Source organism: Pseudomonas sp. LS_2 (assembly GCF_042709235.1).
Lineage (GTDB): Bacteria > Pseudomonadota > Gammaproteobacteria > Pseudomonadales > Pseudomonadaceae > Aquipseudomonas.
The window spans coordinates 25,121-44,128 of sequence record NZ_JAVAYC010000024.1; the positions used below are offsets into that span (position 1 = coordinate 25,121).

Annotated in this window: 21 protein-coding genes; 18 read left to right on the forward strand and 3 right to left on the reverse strand. The window is 63.3% G+C overall.

Annotated elements, in window-relative coordinates:
* Window positions 1–8: 8 nt before the first annotated feature.
* From RAC97_RS19265 to RAC97_RS19330, 14 genes are all read left to right on the forward strand, one after another.
* The gene (locus RAC97_RS19265; protein WP_375101225.1) at window positions 9–776 is read left to right on the forward strand and encodes a heme ABC transporter permease; all 768 of its coding nucleotides are present in this window, start codon (window positions 9–11) and stop codon (window positions 774–776) included.
* On the forward strand, window positions 773–949 hold the full coding sequence (gene ccmD / locus RAC97_RS19270) for a heme exporter protein CcmD (RefSeq protein WP_375101224.1): 177 nt from the start codon (window positions 773–775) through the stop codon (window positions 947–949). The genes RAC97_RS19265 and ccmD overlap by 4 nt, the downstream gene beginning before the upstream one ends.
* Window positions 946–1,398 (forward strand): cytochrome c maturation protein CcmE, encoded by a 453-nt coding sequence (ccmE, locus tag RAC97_RS19275; RefSeq protein ID WP_375101223.1) that lies wholly within the window; start codon window positions 946–948, stop codon window positions 1,396–1,398. The genes ccmD and ccmE overlap by 4 nt, the downstream gene beginning before the upstream one ends.
* Before the next feature lie 11 nt (window positions 1,399–1,409).
* Complete coding sequence (locus RAC97_RS19280; protein WP_375101248.1) at window positions 1,410–3,383, forward strand: heme lyase CcmF/NrfE family subunit; 1,974 nt, start codon at window positions 1,410–1,412, stop codon at window positions 3,381–3,383.
* Window positions 3,380–3,919: a DsbE family thiol:disulfide interchange protein gene (locus RAC97_RS19285; RefSeq protein ID WP_375101222.1), complete on the forward strand. Its 540-nt coding sequence runs from the start codon at window positions 3,380–3,382 to the stop codon at window positions 3,917–3,919. Before RAC97_RS19280 ends, RAC97_RS19285 begins: the two co-directional genes overlap by 4 nt.
* Window positions 3,916–4,392, forward strand: coding sequence for a cytochrome c-type biogenesis protein (locus tag RAC97_RS19290; protein WP_375101221.1), 477 nt, complete (start codon window positions 3,916–3,918; stop codon window positions 4,390–4,392). Before RAC97_RS19285 ends, RAC97_RS19290 begins: the two co-directional genes overlap by 4 nt.
* Window positions 4,385–5,569 carry a c-type cytochrome biogenesis protein CcmI gene (ccmI, locus tag RAC97_RS19295; protein WP_375101220.1) on the forward strand — a complete coding sequence of 395 codons (1,185 nt, stop codon included), beginning with the start codon at window positions 4,385–4,387 and terminating at the stop codon, window positions 5,567–5,569. The genes RAC97_RS19290 and ccmI overlap by 8 nt, the downstream gene beginning before the upstream one ends.
* 12 nt (window positions 5,570–5,581) lie before the next feature.
* Window positions 5,582–6,007 carry a hypothetical protein gene (locus tag RAC97_RS19300; RefSeq protein ID WP_375101219.1) on the forward strand — a complete coding sequence of 142 codons (426 nt, stop codon included), beginning with the start codon at window positions 5,582–5,584 and terminating at the stop codon, window positions 6,005–6,007.
* Window positions 6,008–6,064: 57 nt separating this feature from the next.
* Complete coding sequence (locus tag RAC97_RS19305; RefSeq protein WP_375101218.1) at window positions 6,065–7,003, forward strand: 2-hydroxyacid dehydrogenase; 939 nt, start codon at window positions 6,065–6,067, stop codon at window positions 7,001–7,003.
* 42 nt (window positions 7,004–7,045) lie between these two features.
* Window positions 7,046–7,834 (forward strand): PhzF family phenazine biosynthesis protein, encoded by a 789-nt coding sequence (locus RAC97_RS19310; RefSeq protein WP_375101217.1) that lies wholly within the window; start codon window positions 7,046–7,048, stop codon window positions 7,832–7,834.
* 481 nt (window positions 7,835–8,315) lie between these two features.
* Window positions 8,316–8,612: a hypothetical protein gene (locus RAC97_RS19315; protein ID WP_375101216.1), complete on the forward strand. Its 297-nt coding sequence runs from the start codon at window positions 8,316–8,318 to the stop codon at window positions 8,610–8,612.
* Between the two features lie 97 nt (window positions 8,613–8,709).
* Window positions 8,710–9,117 carry a GFA family protein gene (locus RAC97_RS19320; protein ID WP_375101215.1) on the forward strand — a complete coding sequence of 136 codons (408 nt, stop codon included), beginning with the start codon at window positions 8,710–8,712 and terminating at the stop codon, window positions 9,115–9,117.
* Window positions 9,118–9,186: 69 nt separating this feature from the next.
* Window positions 9,187–9,525, forward strand: coding sequence for an FKBP-type peptidyl-prolyl cis-trans isomerase (locus RAC97_RS19325; protein WP_375101214.1), 339 nt, complete (start codon window positions 9,187–9,189; stop codon window positions 9,523–9,525).
* 160 nt (window positions 9,526–9,685) lie between these two features.
* Complete coding sequence (locus RAC97_RS19330; RefSeq protein WP_375101213.1) at window positions 9,686–10,348, forward strand: histidine phosphatase family protein; 663 nt, start codon at window positions 9,686–9,688, stop codon at window positions 10,346–10,348.
* A 353-nt stretch (window positions 10,349–10,701) separates the two neighbouring features.
* Here RAC97_RS19330 and RAC97_RS19335 read toward each other — a convergent pair whose 3' ends face one another.
* From RAC97_RS19335 to RAC97_RS19345, 3 genes are all read right to left on the reverse strand, one after another.
* Entirely contained in the window at window positions 10,702–11,430 is a 729-nt protein-coding gene (locus tag RAC97_RS19335; protein WP_375101212.1) for an aspartate/glutamate racemase family protein, read from the reverse strand.
* 16 nt (window positions 11,431–11,446) lie between these two features.
* Window positions 11,447–12,982 (reverse strand): NCS1 family nucleobase:cation symporter-1, encoded by a 1,536-nt coding sequence (locus RAC97_RS19340; protein WP_375101211.1) that lies wholly within the window; start codon window positions 12,980–12,982, stop codon window positions 11,447–11,449.
* 464 nt (window positions 12,983–13,446) lie between these two features.
* Complete coding sequence (locus RAC97_RS19345) at window positions 13,447–13,884, reverse strand: Lrp/AsnC family transcriptional regulator (RefSeq protein ID WP_375101210.1); 438 nt, start codon at window positions 13,882–13,884, stop codon at window positions 13,447–13,449.
* 133 nt (window positions 13,885–14,017) lie between these two features.
* On the opposite strand from RAC97_RS19345, the gene RAC97_RS19350 reads away from it, so the two are divergent.
* The 4 genes from RAC97_RS19350 to RAC97_RS19365 all read left to right on the forward strand — a co-directional run bounded on the left by RAC97_RS19350 (window position 14,018) and on the right by RAC97_RS19365 (window position 18,986).
* Entirely contained in the window at window positions 14,018–14,920 is a 903-nt protein-coding gene (locus RAC97_RS19350) for a DMT family transporter (RefSeq protein ID WP_375101209.1), read from the forward strand.
* Window positions 14,921–14,951: 31 nt separating this feature from the next.
* On the forward strand, window positions 14,952–15,890 hold the full coding sequence (locus RAC97_RS19355; protein ID WP_375101208.1) for a class I SAM-dependent methyltransferase: 939 nt from the start codon (window positions 14,952–14,954) through the stop codon (window positions 15,888–15,890).
* Window positions 15,891–16,106: 216 nt separating this feature from the next.
* Window positions 16,107–17,618 (forward strand): MFS transporter, encoded by a 1,512-nt coding sequence (locus RAC97_RS19360; protein WP_375101207.1) that lies wholly within the window; start codon window positions 16,107–16,109, stop codon window positions 17,616–17,618.
* Window positions 17,619–17,702: 84 nt separating this feature from the next.
* Window positions 17,703–18,986 (forward strand): condensation domain-containing protein, encoded by a 1,284-nt coding sequence (locus RAC97_RS19365; protein ID WP_375101206.1) that lies wholly within the window; start codon window positions 17,703–17,705, stop codon window positions 18,984–18,986.
* The last annotated feature ends 22 nt before the right edge of the window (window positions 18,987–19,008 follow it).

Consider the following 19,008-nt stretch of genomic DNA (forward strand, 5'->3'; position numbering starts at 1 on the left):
GTACCCTGATGAAAATAAGCTGGACGTGGTTCCACAAACTGGGCTCCCCGAAATGGTTCTATGCCATCAGCGGCCGCATGCTGCCATGGCTGACCATTGCCGCTGCGCTGTTGCTGCTGGTCGGTTCCGCCTGGGGCCTGGCCTTCGCGCCCCAGGACTACCAGCAGGGCAACAGCTTCCGCATCATCTATATCCATGTGCCGGCGGCCATGCTGGCGCAATCGTGCTACGTGCTGCTGGCGGTGGCCGGGGTGGTGGGGCTGGTGTGGAAGATGAAGCTGGCCGATGTCGCCCTGCAGAGCGCCGCGCCGATCGGCGCCTGGATGACCGCCGTGGCGCTGGTCACCGGCGCCATCTGGGGCAAGCCGACCTGGGGTAGCTGGTGGGTGTGGGATGCGCGCCTGACCTCGATGCTGATCCTGCTGTTTCTGTACTTCGGCATCATCGCCCTGGGCCAGGCCATCAGCAACCGCGACAGTGCCGCCAAGGCCTGCGCGGTGCTGGCCATCGTTGGCGTGGTCAATATCCCGATCATCAAGTATTCGGTGGAGTGGTGGAACACCCTGCACCAGGGCGCCACGTTCACCCTCACCGAAAAGCCCGCGATGCCGGCCGAAATGTGGCTGCCCCTGCTGCTGACGGTGCTGGGCTTCTACTGCTTCTTTGGTGCGGTGCTGCTGCTGCGCATGCGCCTCGAGGTGCTCAAGCGCGAGGCGCGTGCCAGTTGGGTGCGCGAAGAAGTGCTCAATAGCCTGGGCCGGGAGACCGTGCGATGAGTTTCGCCTCCTTCAGTGATTTCCTCGCCATGGGCCACCATGGCCTGTACGTGTGGTCGGCCTATGGCATCTGCCTGGCGGTGCTGGCGCTCAATGTCGCCCTGCCGCTGGCCGCTCGCCGTCGCTACCTGCAAGAAGAGGCGCGCCGTTTGCGCCGGGAGAACAACCAGTGAATCCGCAGCGCAAGAAACGCCTGTTGCTCATCCTTGGCCTGCTGGTCGGGGTCGGCGTCGCCGTAGGCTTTGCCCTGAGCGCCCTGCAACAGAACATCAACCTGTTCTATACCCCCACTCAGATCGCCAATGGCGAGGCACCGCTGGACACCCGCATCCGTGCCGGCGGCATGGTCGAGAAAGGCTCGGTGCAGCGCTCGCCCGACTCGCTGGACGTACGCTTCGTGGTCACCGACTTCAGCAAGTCGGTGCCGATCACCTACCGTGGCATCCTCCCCGACCTGTTCCGCGAAGGGCAGGGCATCGTCGCACTGGGCAAGCTCAACGCCGAGGGCGTGGTGGTGGCCGACGAAGTGCTGGCCAAGCACGACGAGAAGTACATGCCGCCTGAGGTGACCAAGGCGCTGCAGGAAAGCGGCCAGGCCGCCAACTACGAGGCCAAGCCATGAACGCGACGCTGGTGATTCCGGAACTCGGCCAACTGGCGATGATCCTGGCGATTTGCTTCGCCATCGTCCAGGCCACCCTGCCGCTGCTCGGCGCCTGGCGCGGCGACCGCCTGTGGATGGGCCTGGCCCGTCCGGCGGCCTGGGGGCAGTTCGCCTTCCTGGCGTTCGCCTTCGCCTGCCTGACCCACGCCTTCATGACCGACAACTTCTCGGTCGCCTACGTCGCCAACAACTCCAATACCGCGCTGCCTTGGTACTACAAGTTCAGTGCCGTATGGGGTGCTCACGAAGGCTCGTTGCTGCTCTGGGCCCTGATTCTGGGGGCCTGGACCTTCGCCGTGTCGGTGTTTTCGCGGCAGTTGCCGCAGGTGATGCTGGCGCGGGTGCTGGCGGTGATGGGCATGATCAGCGTGGGCTTCCTGTCGTTCCTGATCATCACCTCCAACCCCTTCGAGCGCCTGCTGCCGCAGATGCCGGTGAACGGCCGCGACCTCAACCCGCTGTTGCAGGACTTCGGCCTGATCGTCCACCCGCCGATGCTGTACATGGGTTACGTGGGCTTCTCAGTGGCCTTCGCCTTCGCCATCGCCGCCCTGCTCGGCGGGCGCCTGGATGCGGCCTGGGCGCGCTGGTCGCGGCCCTGGACCATCGTCGCCTGGGCCTTCCTCGGCATCGGCATCACCCTGGGCTCGTGGTGGGCCTACTACGAGCTGGGCTGGGGCGGCTGGTGGTTCTGGGACCCGGTGGAAAACGCCTCGTTCATGCCTTGGCTGGTGGGCACGGCGCTGATCCACTCGCTGGCGGTCACCGAGAAGCGCGGGGTGTTCAAAAGCTGGACAGTGCTGCTGGCCATCGCTGCATTTTCCCTGAGCCTCCTGGGTACCTTCCTGGTCCGCTCCGGGGTGTTGACCTCGGTGCATGCCTTCGCCTCCGACCCTTCGCGCGGCGTGTTCATCCTGATCTTCCTGCTGTTCGTGGTCGGCGGCTCGCTGACCCTGTTCGCCTTGCGCGCACCGGTGGTCAAGAGCCAGGTGGGCTTTGCCCTGTGGTCGCGGGAAACCCTGCTGCTGGCCAACAACCTGGTGCTGGTGGTGGCCGCCTCGATGATTCTGCTCGGTACCCTCTACCCGCTGGTGCTCGATGCCTTGACCGGCGCCAAGCTGTCGGTCGGCCCGCCGTATTTCGATGCCTTGTTCCTGCCGCTGATGGCGCTGCTGATGGTAGTCCTGGCCATTGGCGTGCTGGTGCGCTGGAAGGACACGCCCGGCAAGTGGCTGGCCAGCATGCTCACCCCGGTGCTGATCGGCAGCGCGATCATCGCGCCGCTGGCCGGCTGGTTGGTTGACGACTTCGACTGGCCGGCGTTGACCGTGTTCGCCCTGGCCGCCTGGGTGGTGCTTGGCGGTGTGCGCGACATCCTCGACAAGACCCGCCACAAGGGCCTGCTCAAGGGGCTTGGCGGCCTGGGTCGCAGCTATTGGGGCATGCAACTGGCGCACCTGGGCCTGGCGGTATGTGCCCTGGGCGTTGTCATGTCCAGCAACAACAGCGCCGAGCGCGACCTGCGCATGGCGCCGGGCGAGAGCGTTTCGCTGGGTGGCTACCACTTCCTGTTCGAAGGTGCCAAGCACTTCGAGGGTCCGAACTTCATCTCCGACAAAGGCACCATTCGCGTTTCGCGCGAAGGCCGCGAAATAGCGGTACTGCACCCGGAAAAGCGCCTGTACACGGTGCAGCAATCGATGATGACCGAGGCCGGTATCGATGCCGGCTTCACCCGCGACCTCTACGTCGCCCTCGGCGAGCCCCTGGAAAACGGCGCTTGGGCGGTGCGGGTGCATATCAAGCCTTATGTCCGCTGGATCTGGCTGGGGGGGCTGTTGACCGGCCTTGGCGGCTTCCTGGCGGCCCTCGACCGGCGCTACCGCGTCAAGGTCAAGGCCCGGGTGCGTGACGCCCTGGGCATGTCTGGAGCGACTGCATGAAGCGTTGGATCATGGTGTTGCCATTGGCGGCGTTTCTGCTGATGGCGGTATTCCTCTACAAAGGTCTTTACCTCAAGCCTGACGAACTGCCGTCGGCAATGATCGGCAAGCCGTTTCCGGCCTTTTCCCTGCCTGAAGTGCAGGAGGGCGGGCGCACCCTGACCCAGGCCGACTTGCTGGGCCGCCCGGCCTTGGTCAATGTGTGGGGTACCTGGTGCCCAGCGTGCAAGGTCGAGCATCCGTACCTGAACCAGCTGGCCCAGCAGGGCGTGGTGATCCATGGCGTCAACTACAAGGACGACAACGCCGCCGCGCTGAAATGGCTGGCTGACTTCCACAACCCTTACCAGCTGGATATCCGTGACGAGCAGGGCACCCTGGGCCTGGACCTGGGCGTATACGGTGCCCCGGAAACCTTCCTGATCGATGCCCAGGGCATCATTCGCTACAAGCACGTGGGCATCGTCGATGCCGCGGTGTGGCGCGAGCAACTGGCGCCGCTGTACCAGAGCCTGGTCGACGAGGCCCAGCCATGAAGCGCTGGTTGGCAGGCGTGGTGCTGGGTATGAGCCTGGCCGGGGTGGCCATGGCGGCCATCGACACCTACCAGTTTCGCGACGACGCCGAGCGCGAGCGCTATCAGCAACTGACCAAGGAACTGCGCTGCCCGAAGTGCCAGAACCAGGACATTGCCGACTCCAACGCGCCCATCGCCGCCGACCTGCGCCGGGAAATCTTCCGCATGCTCGGCGAGGGCAAGAACAACGAGCAGATCATCGACTTCATGGTCGACCGCTACGGCGACTTCGTGCGCTACAAACCGGCGCTGAGCGGGCGTACCTGGCTGCTGTGGTTCGGCCCGGGCATCCTCCTGGCCGGTGGCTTCGTGGTGCTGGCGCTGATCGTCCGCAAGCGCCGCAGCCAAGGGCCGGCCGCAGCCACGGAGCTGTCCGCCGAAGAACGCGAGCGTCTCGCCAAATTGCTGGATAAAGAACCTACCCATGATTGAATTCTGGCTGAGTGCGGGCCTGCTGTTGCTCGCTTCCCTGGCGTTTTTGCTGTTGCCCATCCTGCGTGGCCGTCGCCAGCAGGCCGAAGAAGACCGTACCGCGTTGAACGTCGCCTTGTATCAGGAGCGCATCGCCGAGCTTGCTGCCCAGCAGGCCGCAGGCACGCTCGATGCCGCGCAATTGGTCAAGGGCCGTGACGAAGCCGCCCGCGAGCTGCTGGCCGATACAGAGGGCGCCGAGCCATTGCGCCAGGGTCACCTGGGCAAAGCGCTGCCGTTGGCGGTGGCGGTGCTGGTGCCACTGCTGGGGCTGGGGCTGTACCTGCATTTCGGCGCGGCCGACAAGGTCGAGCTGACCCAGGAGTTCGCCCAGGCGCCGCAGTCGCCGCAGGAGATGATCACCCGCCTCGAGCGCGCCGTGCAGGCCCAGCCGGATTCGGTCGAGGGCCTGTACTTCCTGGGCCGCGCCTACATGGCCGAGCAGCGCCCGGCGGACGCCGCCAAGATGTTCGAGCGCGCCGTGGCCCTGGCCGGACGTCTGCCCGAGCTGCTCGGCCAGTGGGCCCAGGCGCAGTATTTCGCCAGCGACAAGCAGTGGACCCCGCAATTGCAGGCGCTGACCGACGAAGCACTCAAGGCCGACCCGAACGAAGTCACCAGCCTTGGCCTGCGCGGCATCGCCGCCTTCGAGCAGGAGCGCTACCAGGAAGCTATCGACTACTGGCAGCGCCTGAGCCGGCAACTGCCGGAGGGTGATGCGTCGCGTGCGGCATTGCAGGGCGGTATCGACCGCGCCACCGAGCGCCTCAAGGCCGCCGGGGGCAAGCCGGTCGAAGTGGCCAGGCTGAGAGTGCGGGTGGAGTTGGCGGCAGCGCTCAAGGACAAGGTCAAGCCCGACGACAGCGTGTTCATCTTCGCCCGTGCCAGTAATGGCCCGCCCATGCCGCTGGCGGCCAAGCGGGTGAGCGTGGCGCAGCTGCCGATCGAGGTGGAGCTCTCCGATGCCGACGCGATGCTGGCGCAGATGAAACTGTCGGACTTCGCCGAAGTCCAACTGGTTGCACGCGTGTCGCGCGCCGGCCAGCCGACCCAAGGCGAGTGGATCGGCCAAGGCGCGCCGATCCCCAGCCGGGGTCAGGGCCTTCAGCACCTGACCATCGACAGCCCCGACCAGTAAGAGAGCCACGCCATGAACAGTCCCGTACGCCTGACCCTGATCGCCTTGGCTATGGGGCTTTCCGCGTGTACGGTGCACCCGCCGGCCGAGCAGCAAGAGCCGTTGCCGCCGATCGAAACCATCCCGCCGCGCCAAGGGCCGGTCGTCACGCCGCTGCCAGGCAGCAAGCCGACGCCCCAGCCTGGCAAACCGGCCGCGATTCCCAAGCCCATGCCGCGTACCTCTGCAAGCTTCGCCCCGCCGCCGGGTGGCGCCAGCCATTGGGACCCGAAGCTTGGCGTGTATGTGCTGGAGAAACAGCCCAACACCTTCTACCGCCAGCGCACCTATTACCGCTGGAACAACGGCTGGAGCTGGTCGCTGAGCCCCAACGGGCCGTGGCAGGAGACCGACAGCAGCGGCGTGCCGGGCGGTCTGGGCAGGGCCTTCGGACAGTAGCTCGCAGTCGCCTGACGAACTGGCATAATGCCCCTTCTCATTGATTTGGAGGGTGGCATGAGCAAGACAGTCCTGGTGCTGGTGGAAACCGTCAACGATTACCTTCCTCTGCTCGAACAGGCCGGCTACCGCCTGATCCGCGCCCCCAGTGCGCAGCTGCGCGCCGACGCCATCGCCCGCCATGCCAACGAGATCGACGCGGTGCTCACCCGTGGCCCGCTGGGGCTGACTGCCGCCGAGATCGACGCATTGCCCAAGTTGCAGATCATCTGCGTGATCGGCGCTGGCTACGAGCAGGTCGACCTGCGCGCTGCCGCGGCGCGCGGCATTACCGTCACCAATGGTGCCGGGGCCAACGCCTCGGCGGTGGCCGACCACACCATGGCCTTGCTTCTGGCGCTGCTGCGCGATATTCCCCGCGCCGATGCCAGCACCCGGCGTGGCGAGTGGAACCGGGTCATCAGCCCGTCGATCAGCGGCAAGCGCCTGGGCATCGTCGGCCTGGGCGCCGTCGGCCAGGCCATCGCCAAGCGCGCCTCGCAGGGCTTCGACATGAATGTCAGCTACCACAGCCGCAAGCCTCGCGAGGCATCGCCCTACACCTGGTACGACAGCCCGCTGCACCTGGCCGAGAACGTCGACATCCTGGTAGTCGCAACCCCCGGTGGCGTGGGCACTCAGCACCTGGTCGATGGGCCGGTGCTCGAGGCCCTGGGCGCGGAGGGTTACCTGGTGAATATCGCCCGCGCCAGCGTGGTCGATACCCAGGCCCTGGTCCAGGCCCTGGCCCAGGGCACCATCGCCGGTGCCGCGCTGGATGTGTTCGATGACGAACCCGCCGTGCCCGATGCCTTGAAAGCGTTGACCAATACCGTGCTGACTCCCCACGTGGCTGGCCAGTCGCCGGAGGCGGCGCGTGATACCGTGACCTTGGTGCTGCGCAACTTGCAGGCGTTTTTCGCGGGCGAGCCGGTGCTGACCCCGGTGCGTCAGTAAGGCTTTTCTCGAAACCACTTTTTCGAAAGCAGGAGTTTTTGCATGGAGCTTCAGATTTTCCAGGTCGACGCCTTTTCAGCCGAGCCTTTCGGTGGCAACCCCGCTGCGGTGATCCCGCTGCACAGCTGGCTGCCGGATGCACAGTTGCAACGCATTGCCGAGGAAAACAACCTTTCCGAGACCGCCTATTTCGTGCGCAACGGCGAAACCTTCGACCTGCGCTGGTTTACCCCGGCGGTTGAGGTGGACCTGTGCGGCCACGCCACCTTGGCGGCCGCCTGGGTGTTGTTCGAGCAACTGGGCGAGCAGGCCGAGGTGCTGCGCTTCAACACCCGCAGTGGCGAGCTGCGGGTCAGCCGCGGTGCCGATGGACTGCTGGCCATGGACTTCCCGGCCAAGGATCCGCAACCGGTGGACATTCCCCAAGCCTTGCTCGATGCCTTGCGCCTGACTGAGGCGCGCGCGCTGTATCGTTCCGATGACTATGTGCTGGTGATCGACGATGCGGAAAAGATCGCCACCTTGCTGCCGGACTTCGCGGCGTTGTCGGCTTTCGATGTGCGGGGTATCGCGGTGACGGCGCCGGGGCGGGGGTTCGATTTCGTCACCCGCTGGTTCGGGCCGCGCGTGGGTATCAACGAAGACCCGGTGACGGGCTCGGCCCACACGTCGCTGGCGCCGTACTGGGCCGAGCGCCTGGGCAAGACCACACTGAGCTGCGAGCAGGGTGGGGCGCGCAAGGGGCAGTTGCAGTGCGAGGTGCCGGGTAACGGGCGTGTGGTTATCAGTGGGCGTGCGGCGTTGTATATGCGGGGCACGGTGTACCTCTGAAATTGTTTTTGAATGTACCGGCCTCTTCGCGGGTAAACCCGCTCCTACAGATACCGCGCTGTTCTCAAGAGCAACGCTGTACCTGTGGGAGCGGGTTTACCCGCGAAGAGGCCGGTACAAACGATGCAAAATCTTCAGACTTTCCGTATTTCGTGTAGTCCATTTCCCAAGCATGCTTTCGCGGCTTTTGCGCACTCCATTACTCCACTAGTCTCCCCGGGCCGTTGCCAAATCAACGGCCAGGCGTGCAAGCCTGAATGGGAGTGCTGCGTATAGCGTCACGCAATAATGGTGGCTGTGCGCAGGAGGTCTTTTGGCCAGCCGGGTTCCTGTACTCCCCCGGTCTTGCACACCTGCGTACAGCTGCCGCCTATTCGGGTGCAAGCGGATATCGGCAGCATTCCACTAGGTAAAAGGAGTGCTGAACCATGCTGAAAATCGTCCCCGACCCACCGCAAACCCATCTTCTGGAGGTGTCGCCATGACGCGTGATATCTCCCTCCCAAGCAAACCCCGCCACGTCACCGCCACCGCCCACTTCGGCACTTGCCACAACGCCCACGGCCCCATGTTCACCGTTCATGCCGGTATCGAGGCGGAGGACGCGCTGGTCTGCGCCCTGGCAGCCTTGAAAGCCGCCTACGAAACCAACGCGCTAGCCCTGGAGCAGGCCGACGAGCCGCTGCGCAGCTTGCTGACCGCCACCGAGAATTCGCTGGAGAAAAGCAAGGCGCTCACCGAGGCGGTGCTGGATGGGGTAGAAGGGAAGGGGTGCTAGCCGAACGTGCCAACCTCTTCGCGGGGCCCGCCGCGAAGAGATCTGTAGCGCCCCCGCTATACTTGGCAATCCTTCCCCCCTGCACGGAGCCTCTCGCATGCCCCTGGAAAAACAAGGCACCTGTCTCTGCGGCGCGATCACACTGCGCATTGCCGTCGACGACAACCAGGTCAGCGCCTGCCATTGCGGCATGTGCCGCAAATGGACCGGCGGCCCGCTGCTGTGCGTGCACAGTGACCACGCGCCCACCTTCGAAGGCCGCGCGCCCAGCGTCTACGATTCCTCCGAATGGGCCCAGCGCGGCTTCTGCGGCCAGTGCGGCACCCACCTCTACTACCGGCTCACGGACAAGACCTCCTACGCCATACCGGCGGGCCTGTTCGACGGCGACAATGCCTGGGACTTCACCCTGCAGATCTTCATCGAGCAGAAGCCTGCTTGGTACTGCTTCGCCAACCAAACCACCGACCTCACGGGCGAGCAGGCCTTCGAGCAGCTCGGTTGAGCCTTGCCAAGGCGCGTTATTCCTGCGAAAACGGCCGCCTCGATACTTCCACACCCGCAAGAGGCCAGCATGAGCAGTGAACTCCAGATAACCGACCTGCACGACGGCGACGGCAAGGCCGTGGTCAAGGGCGCGTTGATCACCACCCAGTACACCGGCTGGCTGGCCGACGGCAGTGAGTTCGACTCGTCCTGGTCACGTGGCAAGCCGTTCCAGTGCGTGATCGGTACCGGTCGAGTCATCAAGGGCTGGGACCAGGGCCTGATGGGCATGCGCGTGGGCGGCAAGCGCAAATTGCAGGTGCCGGCACACCTGGGCTACGGCGAACGCTCGGTTGGCTCGATACCGCCCAACTCGGACCTCACGTTCGAGATCGAACTGCTCGAGGTGTTGACGCGCGACGACTGACATTTTTCTGCTTTGGGCGTGAAGTAATTTGGCAATACCGCTGGTCCAAACTGGCTGCGCCAGGAAGGGCCAGCACGGAAGAGCCCATTGAGCAGCCGGTTTACCGAACCGGCTGCCGGCACGGATGCCCCAACGTCCAAAGCCGAATGAGCCCCTTGTTATGAAATGGATGTACCCGCGACGCCGTCACCTGTTTCTCATGCTCGGCCTTGCCGCCGCTGCGGTGTTGATCCCGCTGAGCATCGACCGCGTGCAAAGCCGCGACCGCCACGGCGACGGCACCCAGACCCTGGTGTTCCTGCGCCATGCCGAGAAGCCTGGTGAGGGCCTGGGGCAGTTGAACTGCCAAGGCCTGAACCGCGCCATCGACCTGGCCACCTTGCTGCCGGAGCGCTTCGGCAATGCCGACTACGTATTCGCAGCCGACCCAGGGCGGCATGTCGAAGAGGGCAGCGATGACCAGCGCTACAGCTACATCCGCCCGCTCATGACCATCAGCCCCAGCGCCATTCGCCTGGGGTTGCCGGTGAATATCGATTTCGGCGCCAACGACTACGACGACCTGGCCGAGGAACTGCTCAAGTCCAAGTACCGCAATGCAACCGTCTATACCGCGTGGTCCCACGGCTATCTTCCCGACCTGCTCAATGCCGTGGCCGGCAAGGCGCTGGGTGATAAGCGAGTGATCACCGAGGACTGGGGCGGTGACGATTTCGACACCTTGTACGTGATTACGCTGACCTGGCAGGACGGCAAGGCCAGCATGCTCAGCCGCAATGTGCGCCAGGGCTTGGATGGCGGGGCGAAGACTTGCCCGACTTGATAGAGCGTTGATGCTGGCGCGGAATGCCTGAGCACTTGGTTCTCTTTGTGGGTAAAAAAACCTACTCGCATCAGAGATTTGGGCTACAGCTTGAGCCAGCGCCTCACAATTGAGGCGCGTGCTTCAAGACTCTACGGTTACTGGGTCGGTAATCAGGCGTCTAAGAATGCCTATCAAATCCTACTTCTCTTCCAAAGTGGTCAAGGCTGCCAATGCACAGCTCTGCGAAAACGGGGTCGCATTGGAGCCTGATCTTCCAAACGAATTGCTTGGCGCAATACCGGACGCATTGCAAGCCCAGCCCTAGCCATCGCGAACAAGCCGCTTCGCGATGGCTCGCCAATTGATAAAACCTACCGCCCCAGCCTCATCGGCCAGCCCACCACCTTCTTGGCCCTGGGCGTGGCATAGGTGCGTACCTTGGACGTGCTCAACCCCAGCCGCACCAACGACTCGGCAATGGTCACCGCCGCGCTCACGCCGTCCACCACCGGCACGCCAGTACGCTGGCGAATCTGCTCATCCAGCCCCGCCATGCCGCCGCAGCCCAGGCAGATCACCTCGGCCTTGTCGTCTCGCACGGCGCGTTCGGCCTGCTCGACGATAGCCTCCACGGCACGCTGGGGGTCTTGCTCCAGCTCGAGCACGGCCAGGCCGCTGGCCCGCACCGAGGCACAGCGGTCATACAGGCCCGAGAGCTTCAGGCGGTCCTCGATCAATGGCACCGTGCGGTCCAGGGTGGTCACCACCGAATAGGCATGGCCCAGGTACATCGCGGTGCTGGCGGTGGCGTCGGTGATGTCCACCACTGGCACGTTCAGCAGCTCCTGCAAACCCTCACGGCCATGCTCGCCGTAGCCGGCCTGGATCACCGCATCGTACGGCTGGTCGTAGGCCAGTACCCGGTCCATCACGGCGATCGCCGCCAGGTAGCTTTCGAAATTGCCTTCCACCGATTCGGCGCCGAACCAGGGCGTCAGGCCGACGATCTCGGTCCCCGGCGCGGCCACGCTGCGCGCCTGCTCGGCGATGGCCTCGGTAATGGCTTCGGTGGTGTTGACGTTGACGATCAGAATACGCATCTACAGATTTCCTTGATCAGTGGCTGCTGTGGTCGACGGCGATGGCTTCGCCGCTCACATCCAGGTATTGGCGGTTGCGTGGGGCGAGCAGCAGGTAAAGTGCGGCAGCACTGCCGGCGCCTATAAGCCAGGAGAACGGTGCGACACTGTGGAACTGCGGCACCAGCGCCAGCACGATGGCCAGCACCGCCGAAGGAATGAACGCGGCCACCGCGCGCAGATTGACGCCACGGCTGTAGTGGTAGGCCGCTTCAGGGTGCTCGCTGTACAGCTCCGGCACATTGATGCGGCCTTTGCGCAGCAGCCAGTAGTCGGACATGATCACCCCGTACAGCGGGCCGAGCAGGGCACCCAGGCCCGAGAGGAAGTACACGATCACCAGTGGGCTGTTGTAGAGGTTCCACGGCAGGATCAGCACCGCCACGGTGGCGCTGATCAGCCCGGCACGGCGGAAGTTCAGGTGGCGCGGCGCCAGGTTGCTGAGGACGAAGGCCGGGGCGACGAAGTTGGCCATGATGTTTACCGCCACGGTGACGATCAGGAAGGCCAGGCAACCGAGTACCAGGAAGGCGGTGTTGGGAATGGTGGCGACGATCTGCGTCGGGCTGTCGATGATTTGCCCGTTGATCTGGAACTGCGCACCGCACAGCACCACGGTAATCACTGCGAATACCAGGATATTCACTGGCAGGCCCCAGAAATTGCCCACGCGAATGGTCCTGCGGCATGGCGAGGAGCGGGCGAAATCGCAGAAGTTGAGCACCAGGGTGCCGTAGATGGCCAGCCACAGCGAGCCACCGGCAAAGATGTTGCGCCACATATCAAAGCCTTGCAGCGGTTCGGCCACCGACCAGGCGATGCGCGCGTCGGTCTTGAAGTACATCCAGGCCGCCAGGCTGGCGACGGTCAGCAGGATCACAGGGCCTGCGAAGCCTTCATAGCGACGCACCATCTCCATGCCGTAGGCAAGGATCACCAATTGCACCAGCCAGATCGCCACGAAGCACACCCAGCCCAGGCTCGACAGGCCGAGGATGCTGTCCTGGTCATAGGCGGCCACCTGTGGCCACACGGCGGTGAGCAGCACGCGCAAGACCACAGACGCCAGGTAGGTCTGGATGCCGAACCAGGCGATGGCGATGACCGCGCGGATCAGCGCTGGGATTTGCGCCCCATGGATGCCGAAGGCGATGCGGCTGATGACCGGGAACGGCACGCCGGTCTTCTGCCCCATGTACCCGGACAGGTTCATGAAGAAGTACACCAGCACCGCGCCGATCGCCAGCGACAGCAGGATCTGCCAGCCGCCCAGGCCAAGGGCGAACAAGCCCATGGCGAACGAGTAGTTGGCGATGTTGTGCACATCGTTGGTCCATAGCGCGAAGATGCTGTAGCCGCCCCAGCGTCGACCTTCCTGGCGGGTCGGGGCGAGGTCGCGATTGTGCAGGCGTGGGCTCAGTTCAATGGCGCTGGATGGGCCGGGCAGGGGCACGGCGGTTGGGCTGGTGCTGGCAACGGATAGTTCAGGGGCAAGGTCGAGGCTGCTACTCATTCCGGCGGCTCCTGATGCGCGAGGACTGCGATGAGGCGGGCATGCGCACGGGCTCGCCATCTCGTCGGTGCAGGCGTTGGCATCACTGGGTTCTGGGCGCTACGGCCTGTTTAAGGTAGGCGTCGCGGGTTCTTGTGTATTTAGGTTTTGTTTAAGTTGTATACAAAACGCGAACACACAAAAGCCAGTTCCATGCCAGAGGGGATCCGACTAAGGCCGTGCCATTACTAATTATTTATGTCCGTAAAAGATAAGTGATTGAAAATAATGATTTATAAGTTGACTTTAAAATCAAGTATATTTTTTGAGCGTCTAATTAATTGATCGTATGGTCAGTTTTCATTACACGGTTTGTGTAACTTGCTGGGGCATATCTGTAAGGGAGTGCACACAAAAATGGCACCTATGGTTACATTCTTGTGTACAAAAATTAACCTGCTGGGATACCCCTTACGCCGCTCGCCTCATTCCATCGGCGGCAACCGGCGTTTTACCGGGGTCTTCTTGATGATCGCGGTGTTGGTCTCGGCCAGCGTGTTCAGGCGGTCCAGCAGGGTGTCCAGTTGCTCCATGGAGCGTACGTGCAGGCGCGCAATGAAGCAGTCCTCGCCGGTGACCTTGTCGCACTCGGTGAACTCCGGTATCGCCACGATCTGCCGCTCCACTTCCTGCAACTGCCCCGGTAGCGGACGGATGCGTACGATGGCCTGCAACTGGTAGCCGAAGCAGCGCGGGTCTACTTCCACGGTGTAGCCGCGCAGCACGCCGCGCTCTTCCAGGCGCCGCAAGCGTTCACTGACACTCGGTGCCGACAGCCCGCTGAGCTGGGCAAGGGCCTTGAGCGAGCGACGGGAGTCCTCCATCAGGGCGTTTATCAAGCATTGGTCGATGGCATCGGTCATGGTTGCCTCATAAGGCGTTTTGTGAAATTGGCCTTGATAGTAAAGCCAATTTTGCCGCTTTGCCTTTTTTATCCGCTGGAGAGCGTGAGGGGGCGCCGCGCATACTTTTGCCAGGTTCTGCAGGAGGTGCACGATGGACAGTTCATTGCGTCGCGGTTCGCTGGAAATGGTGGGGGCCATGTTGATTTCCGGCACCATCGGCTGGTTCGTGTTGGTGTCCGGTCAGCCAGTGCTGGAGGTGGTGTTCTGGCGCTGCGTGTTTGGCGCCGTCACCTTGTTGCTGGTGTGTGCGGCCATGGGGCTTCTCAAACCGGGCGTGCTCACCCGCACCACGCTTTTGCTGGCAGTGTTCAGTGGCGTGGCCATCGTCGGCAACTGGGTGCTGCTGTTCGCCTCCTACTCACGGGCGTCGATCGCCATCGGCACGGCGGTATACAACGTCCAGCCGTTCATGCTGGTAGGGCTGGCGGCGTTGTTTCTTGGCGAGAAGCTCACGCTGGCCAAGCTGGCCTGGCTGGGGCTGGCGTTTCTCGGCATGTTGGCCATCGTCAGTACCCATGGGCAAGGGCAGAGCGGTGGTGAGGACTACCTGGCGGGTATCGCCCTGGCATTGGGGGCGGCGTTCCTGTATGCGGTGGCCGCGCTGGTCATCAAGCGCTTGAGTGGTACACCGCCACATCTGATCGCGTTGGTCCAGGTGAGTACCGGAGTGCTGCTGTTGGCGCCCTGGGTCAACGTGGCCGGGCTGCCGGGCGAAATGCCGGCGTTGGCCAGCTTGCTTACCCTGGGCATGGTGCATACCGGGCTGATGTATGTACTGCTGTACAGCGCCATCCAGCGCTTGCCCACGGCCTTGACCGGGGCGCTGTCGTTCATATACCCCATTGCCGCGATCCTGGTGGACTGGCTTGCCTTCGGTCACCGCCTGGCGCCGTTGCAATGGCTGGGGGTGGCAGCGATTTTGCTGGCGGCTGCGGGCATGCAGCAGGGTTGGAGGTTCCGTTCGAACAAAGCGCTGGCCGAACATACCGGGTAGAATGCCGGCTCTTTTCGCACACAGCATTGCCATGAATTCGCCTATCGCCACCTTGCAACAACACCTGCTTGCCGCCCTCGACCCTGCCCCAAGCGAAACTCGTCGCCTGTTCCACGGCCGTGGCCGTTGCTGGCCGGGGCTTGAGCAGGTGACGGTCGATTGGCTCGATGGGGTGTTGCTGGTGGCGTTGTTCCGCGAGCCGCCTGAAGGCCAGTTGGCTGAGCTTCAGGCCATGCTCGAAGCCCTGGCCGAGCGCCCGCAGTGGGCAGGCCAGGCAATTCTCATCCAACACCGTTACTTGCCCGACAGCCCCGGCCAGTGGTTGCTGGGCGAGCCTTGTCATCAGCGTGAGGTGACCGAGGATGGCCTGAAGTATCTGCTCGACCTTGGCGTGCGCCAGAACAACGGGCTGTTTCTCGACATGCGCTACGGCAGGCGTTGGGTGCGTGAGCAGGCACAAGGCAAGCGGGTGTTGAACCTGTTCGCCTATACCTGCGGCTTCTCGGTGGCGGCCATCGCGGGCGGTGCCGAGCAGGTGGTCAACCTGGACATGGCCAAGTCGGCCCTCTCCCGAGGCCGGGACAACCACCGGCTCAATGGCCATGACGCGTCGCGAGTGGCGTACCTGGGCCACGAGCTGTTCAAGTCATGGGGCAAGGTGCGCAAGTACGGGCCTTATGACCTGATCATCATCGACCCACCGACCTTCCAGCGCGGCAGCTTTGTGCTGACGCAGGACTACGCGAAAATCCTACGCCGTTTGCCTGAGTTGCTCTGTGAAGGCGGCACCGTGTTGGCCTGCGTCAACGACCCCGGTATCGGACCGGCCTTCCTGGTCGAAGGTATGGCGGCACATGCCCCGGAGTTGGCCTTTGTCGAGCGCCTGGACAATCCGCCCGAGTTTCCCGACAGCGATATTGAGGGTGGTTTGAAGGCAATGGTTTTTAGTCATTGCAAGCGTTCTATGTAGGTATGTGGTGTAAGCTATTTCTCACATCTTTATCGTTCATATCTTCGACCCCTTAGGTTTATCGACTAAATTTTTGTTGATCCGAATTTTTCACGAGTTACATTTTTTAATATTTTGATTTTTTGCAATGTAACAGTTTCTCAACTAGGATCGGTGCACTTGTTTCACAGTGGGCTGGCAATGATTGCCGGCTAACTACGGCAGGGAGAATGCCAAATGTTTTACGCTTATCGGCGATGGCTGGTATTGGCCGTTGTGTCTTTTGCATTGTTGTTGGTGGCAATCGATATGACGGTGCTCTATATCGCGTTGCCTGTGCTTACCCATGCGCTCGGTGCATCGACCTCCGAGAAACTGTGGATCATCAACATGTATCCACTGGTGGTCGCCGGCTTGCTGCTGGGGGCGGGTACCCTGGGTGATCGCATTGGTCATCAGCGCCTGTTCGTCATCGGCCTGGCGCTGTTCGGCCTGGCCTCGTTGCTGGCAGCGTTCGCCCCGTCCTCCACCGCCTTGATCGTGGCCAGGGGCTTCCTTGGCGTCGGTGCGGCGGCGATGATGCCGGCCACGCTGGCCATCATCAGCCTGACCTTCGAGGATGAGCGCGAGCGCGGTGTCGCCATTGGCGTCTGGACCTCCGTGGCGTCCGGCGGTGCCGCGATAGGGCCGCTGCTGGGCGGCGCGCTGCTGGAGCACTTCTGGTGGGGGTCGGTGTTCCTGATCAATGTGCCCATCGTCCTGGTGGCCTTGGTGCTGTCGTTGCGCTGGATCGACAATGCCCCGCAGGCCAACGCCAGCCCCTGGGACTTGGTGGGCTCGTTGCAGGCGATGGTCGGGCTGATCAGCCTGGCGTACCTGATCAAGGAGTTCGCCAAGCCCGAGCCCTCGCTGGTCGAGGCCCTGGTGGCCTTGCTCCTGTGCCTGGGGTTCGCCTGGCTGTTCGTGCGAGGGCAGCGCAAGCGTGGCTACCCGTTGATCGACGTGCAAATATTCCGCAGCCCGGCGTTTTCCTCGGCGGTCATTGCCAGCTTGGCTGCCGCGGGCTGTCTGATGGGGATCAACCTGGTCCTGAGCCAGCGCTTGCAGTTGGTCGTCGGCCTTTCCCCCCTCGAGACGGGCCTTTATTTCCTGCCGCTTTCGCTGGGTGCGATCGTCGCCGGCCCACTCAGTGGCTGGCTGTTGCCCAAGGTACGTTGCGACCGGTTCCTGGTGCTGGCGCTGTTGATCTATGCCGCTGCCATCGGGTTGTTCATGTACAGCTTCAACCATTCGGTGGCGCTGCAACTGGCATTGCTGTTCGTGATGGGGGCGTGTGTGGGGGCGAGTATGACCGGCGCTTCCACCACCATCATGGCCAGTGCGCCCCCTGAGCGTGCGGGTATGGCGGCGTCCGCCGAAGAAATTTCCTATGAATTGGGCGGCGGGTTGGGTATCGCCTTCATGGGCAGCCTGATGGCGCTCGTGTATAGCCGCTCACTGGTGGTACCAGCCCAGGCCGCCGACCCTGTGAGCCTGCGTGACGGTATCGACAGTGCACTGGCCGCTGCCGCGCAAGTACCCGGCCCAGTGGGCGAGGAAATCAGCGCCAACGCCCGCGTGGCATTCGACAGCGCGGTGTTCTCGGTGATGACCGCCACCATGGTGGTATTGGTGGTGGTCGCACTTGTGGTGTTCTTGAACTTTCGAAGGTATTCGGCACTGCCGGCCGAACAGAAAGTTTCCTCTTAGTTAATCCAGAACTCTGCGTTCGACGTCATCCAAATGGATGGCGTCGACTGTGGCTGCGTGCAACTTTTAAAAGGGAGGTGAGTCATGCGGCTGCTATTGGGCCAGTTGTATGATCAGCGAACGGCAGCGCAATTGGAAAGTTTCTACGTCGGTGAAGTATTGATTCCGCTAGAGCGGCTCAATCCGCTGTATCTGCGAGAAGCCGTCTGTTTCATCCTGTATAAGTACCCGGTGCTGCGCGCTAGTTTCACTCGAAACGAAGGCGAGTGGAACATGCACTTCCTGGCGCCGGATCAACTGCCAGGCGAGGTGGCCTTCAGCGTACTTGACGAGGCCGCAGGCCTGTCGATCGACGCGCGGCTCCAGGCGGGTATCGATGCTCTGCTCGCGTCGCCGTCCATGACGCCACCCTTGATCCGCTATGTGTTGCTCGATGCCGAGCAGGCCGAGCGACAACGCCTGCTGGTGATCTTCCATCACCTGGTCTGTGACGGTATTTCCAGCCGTATCCTGTGGCGCGACATTTCCAGGGCCTACCGTGCGGCGGCCCAGGGCGAACCGTTGCCGACGGAAACCTGCGACAGCTACCTGGCGTTCGCCCAGGAGCTCGCTGAGCGCTATCGCGCCTTGCCTGCGCCGATGCAGCCATCGCCTGAGCCTCTGGCCGCGTTGGGCACCCTTGACCGGGTTGCGCGTGAACTGTCCGGCAAGACCCTGGCCAGCACGCAGACCTGCCATTGCCTGCATTTGCAGGCGGCTGAGTTGCAAGCCTTGAGGGCCTGCGCGGTAGCCTGGCAGCTCAGCCTGAGCGACTGTCTGCTCGGGTGCTGGCTGCACGCGTTGAGCAGCGTCCAGGCGCAGGGTTCGGTAGACCTGATGATGTGGGTCAGCCCGCATTTCATTGGCGACTGGCACACACCTGTCGCCGAGTTGGTGGGCTCGGTGTCGTTCCCGTTAACGGTGCGCGTGAATTTGCAGGCTGGAGAAGGCCCCCGCGAGGCGGCGCACGCGGCCGTGGCCCAGGTCCAGCAGGCAATGGCATCCGCGCAGGATTTCGCGATTCGGCATTTCAGCGGCGTGCCCGGTGCGCCGGTGCCGCCGCTTGCGGCTATCGGTTTCAACTTCATTTCGTCACCGCGCCCCAATGCCAACCTGATCGGCTACCAGCTCGCGCCCGAGCCACTGCGCCTGGCGTCTGCGGAGCAACAGATGGTCCACCTGCCGTTGAGCTTCGAGGCCGAGATACATGCGCACACCTTGCGTATCACAGTGCTGGTATCGCCGCAGATGACGCATCGACTAGCGCTGGACGCCGCGATCGATCGGTTGTTCGACCATGTGCAGTCAATGGCCACGACCTGCAACTGAGACGTACCGCCCCAACACCCTG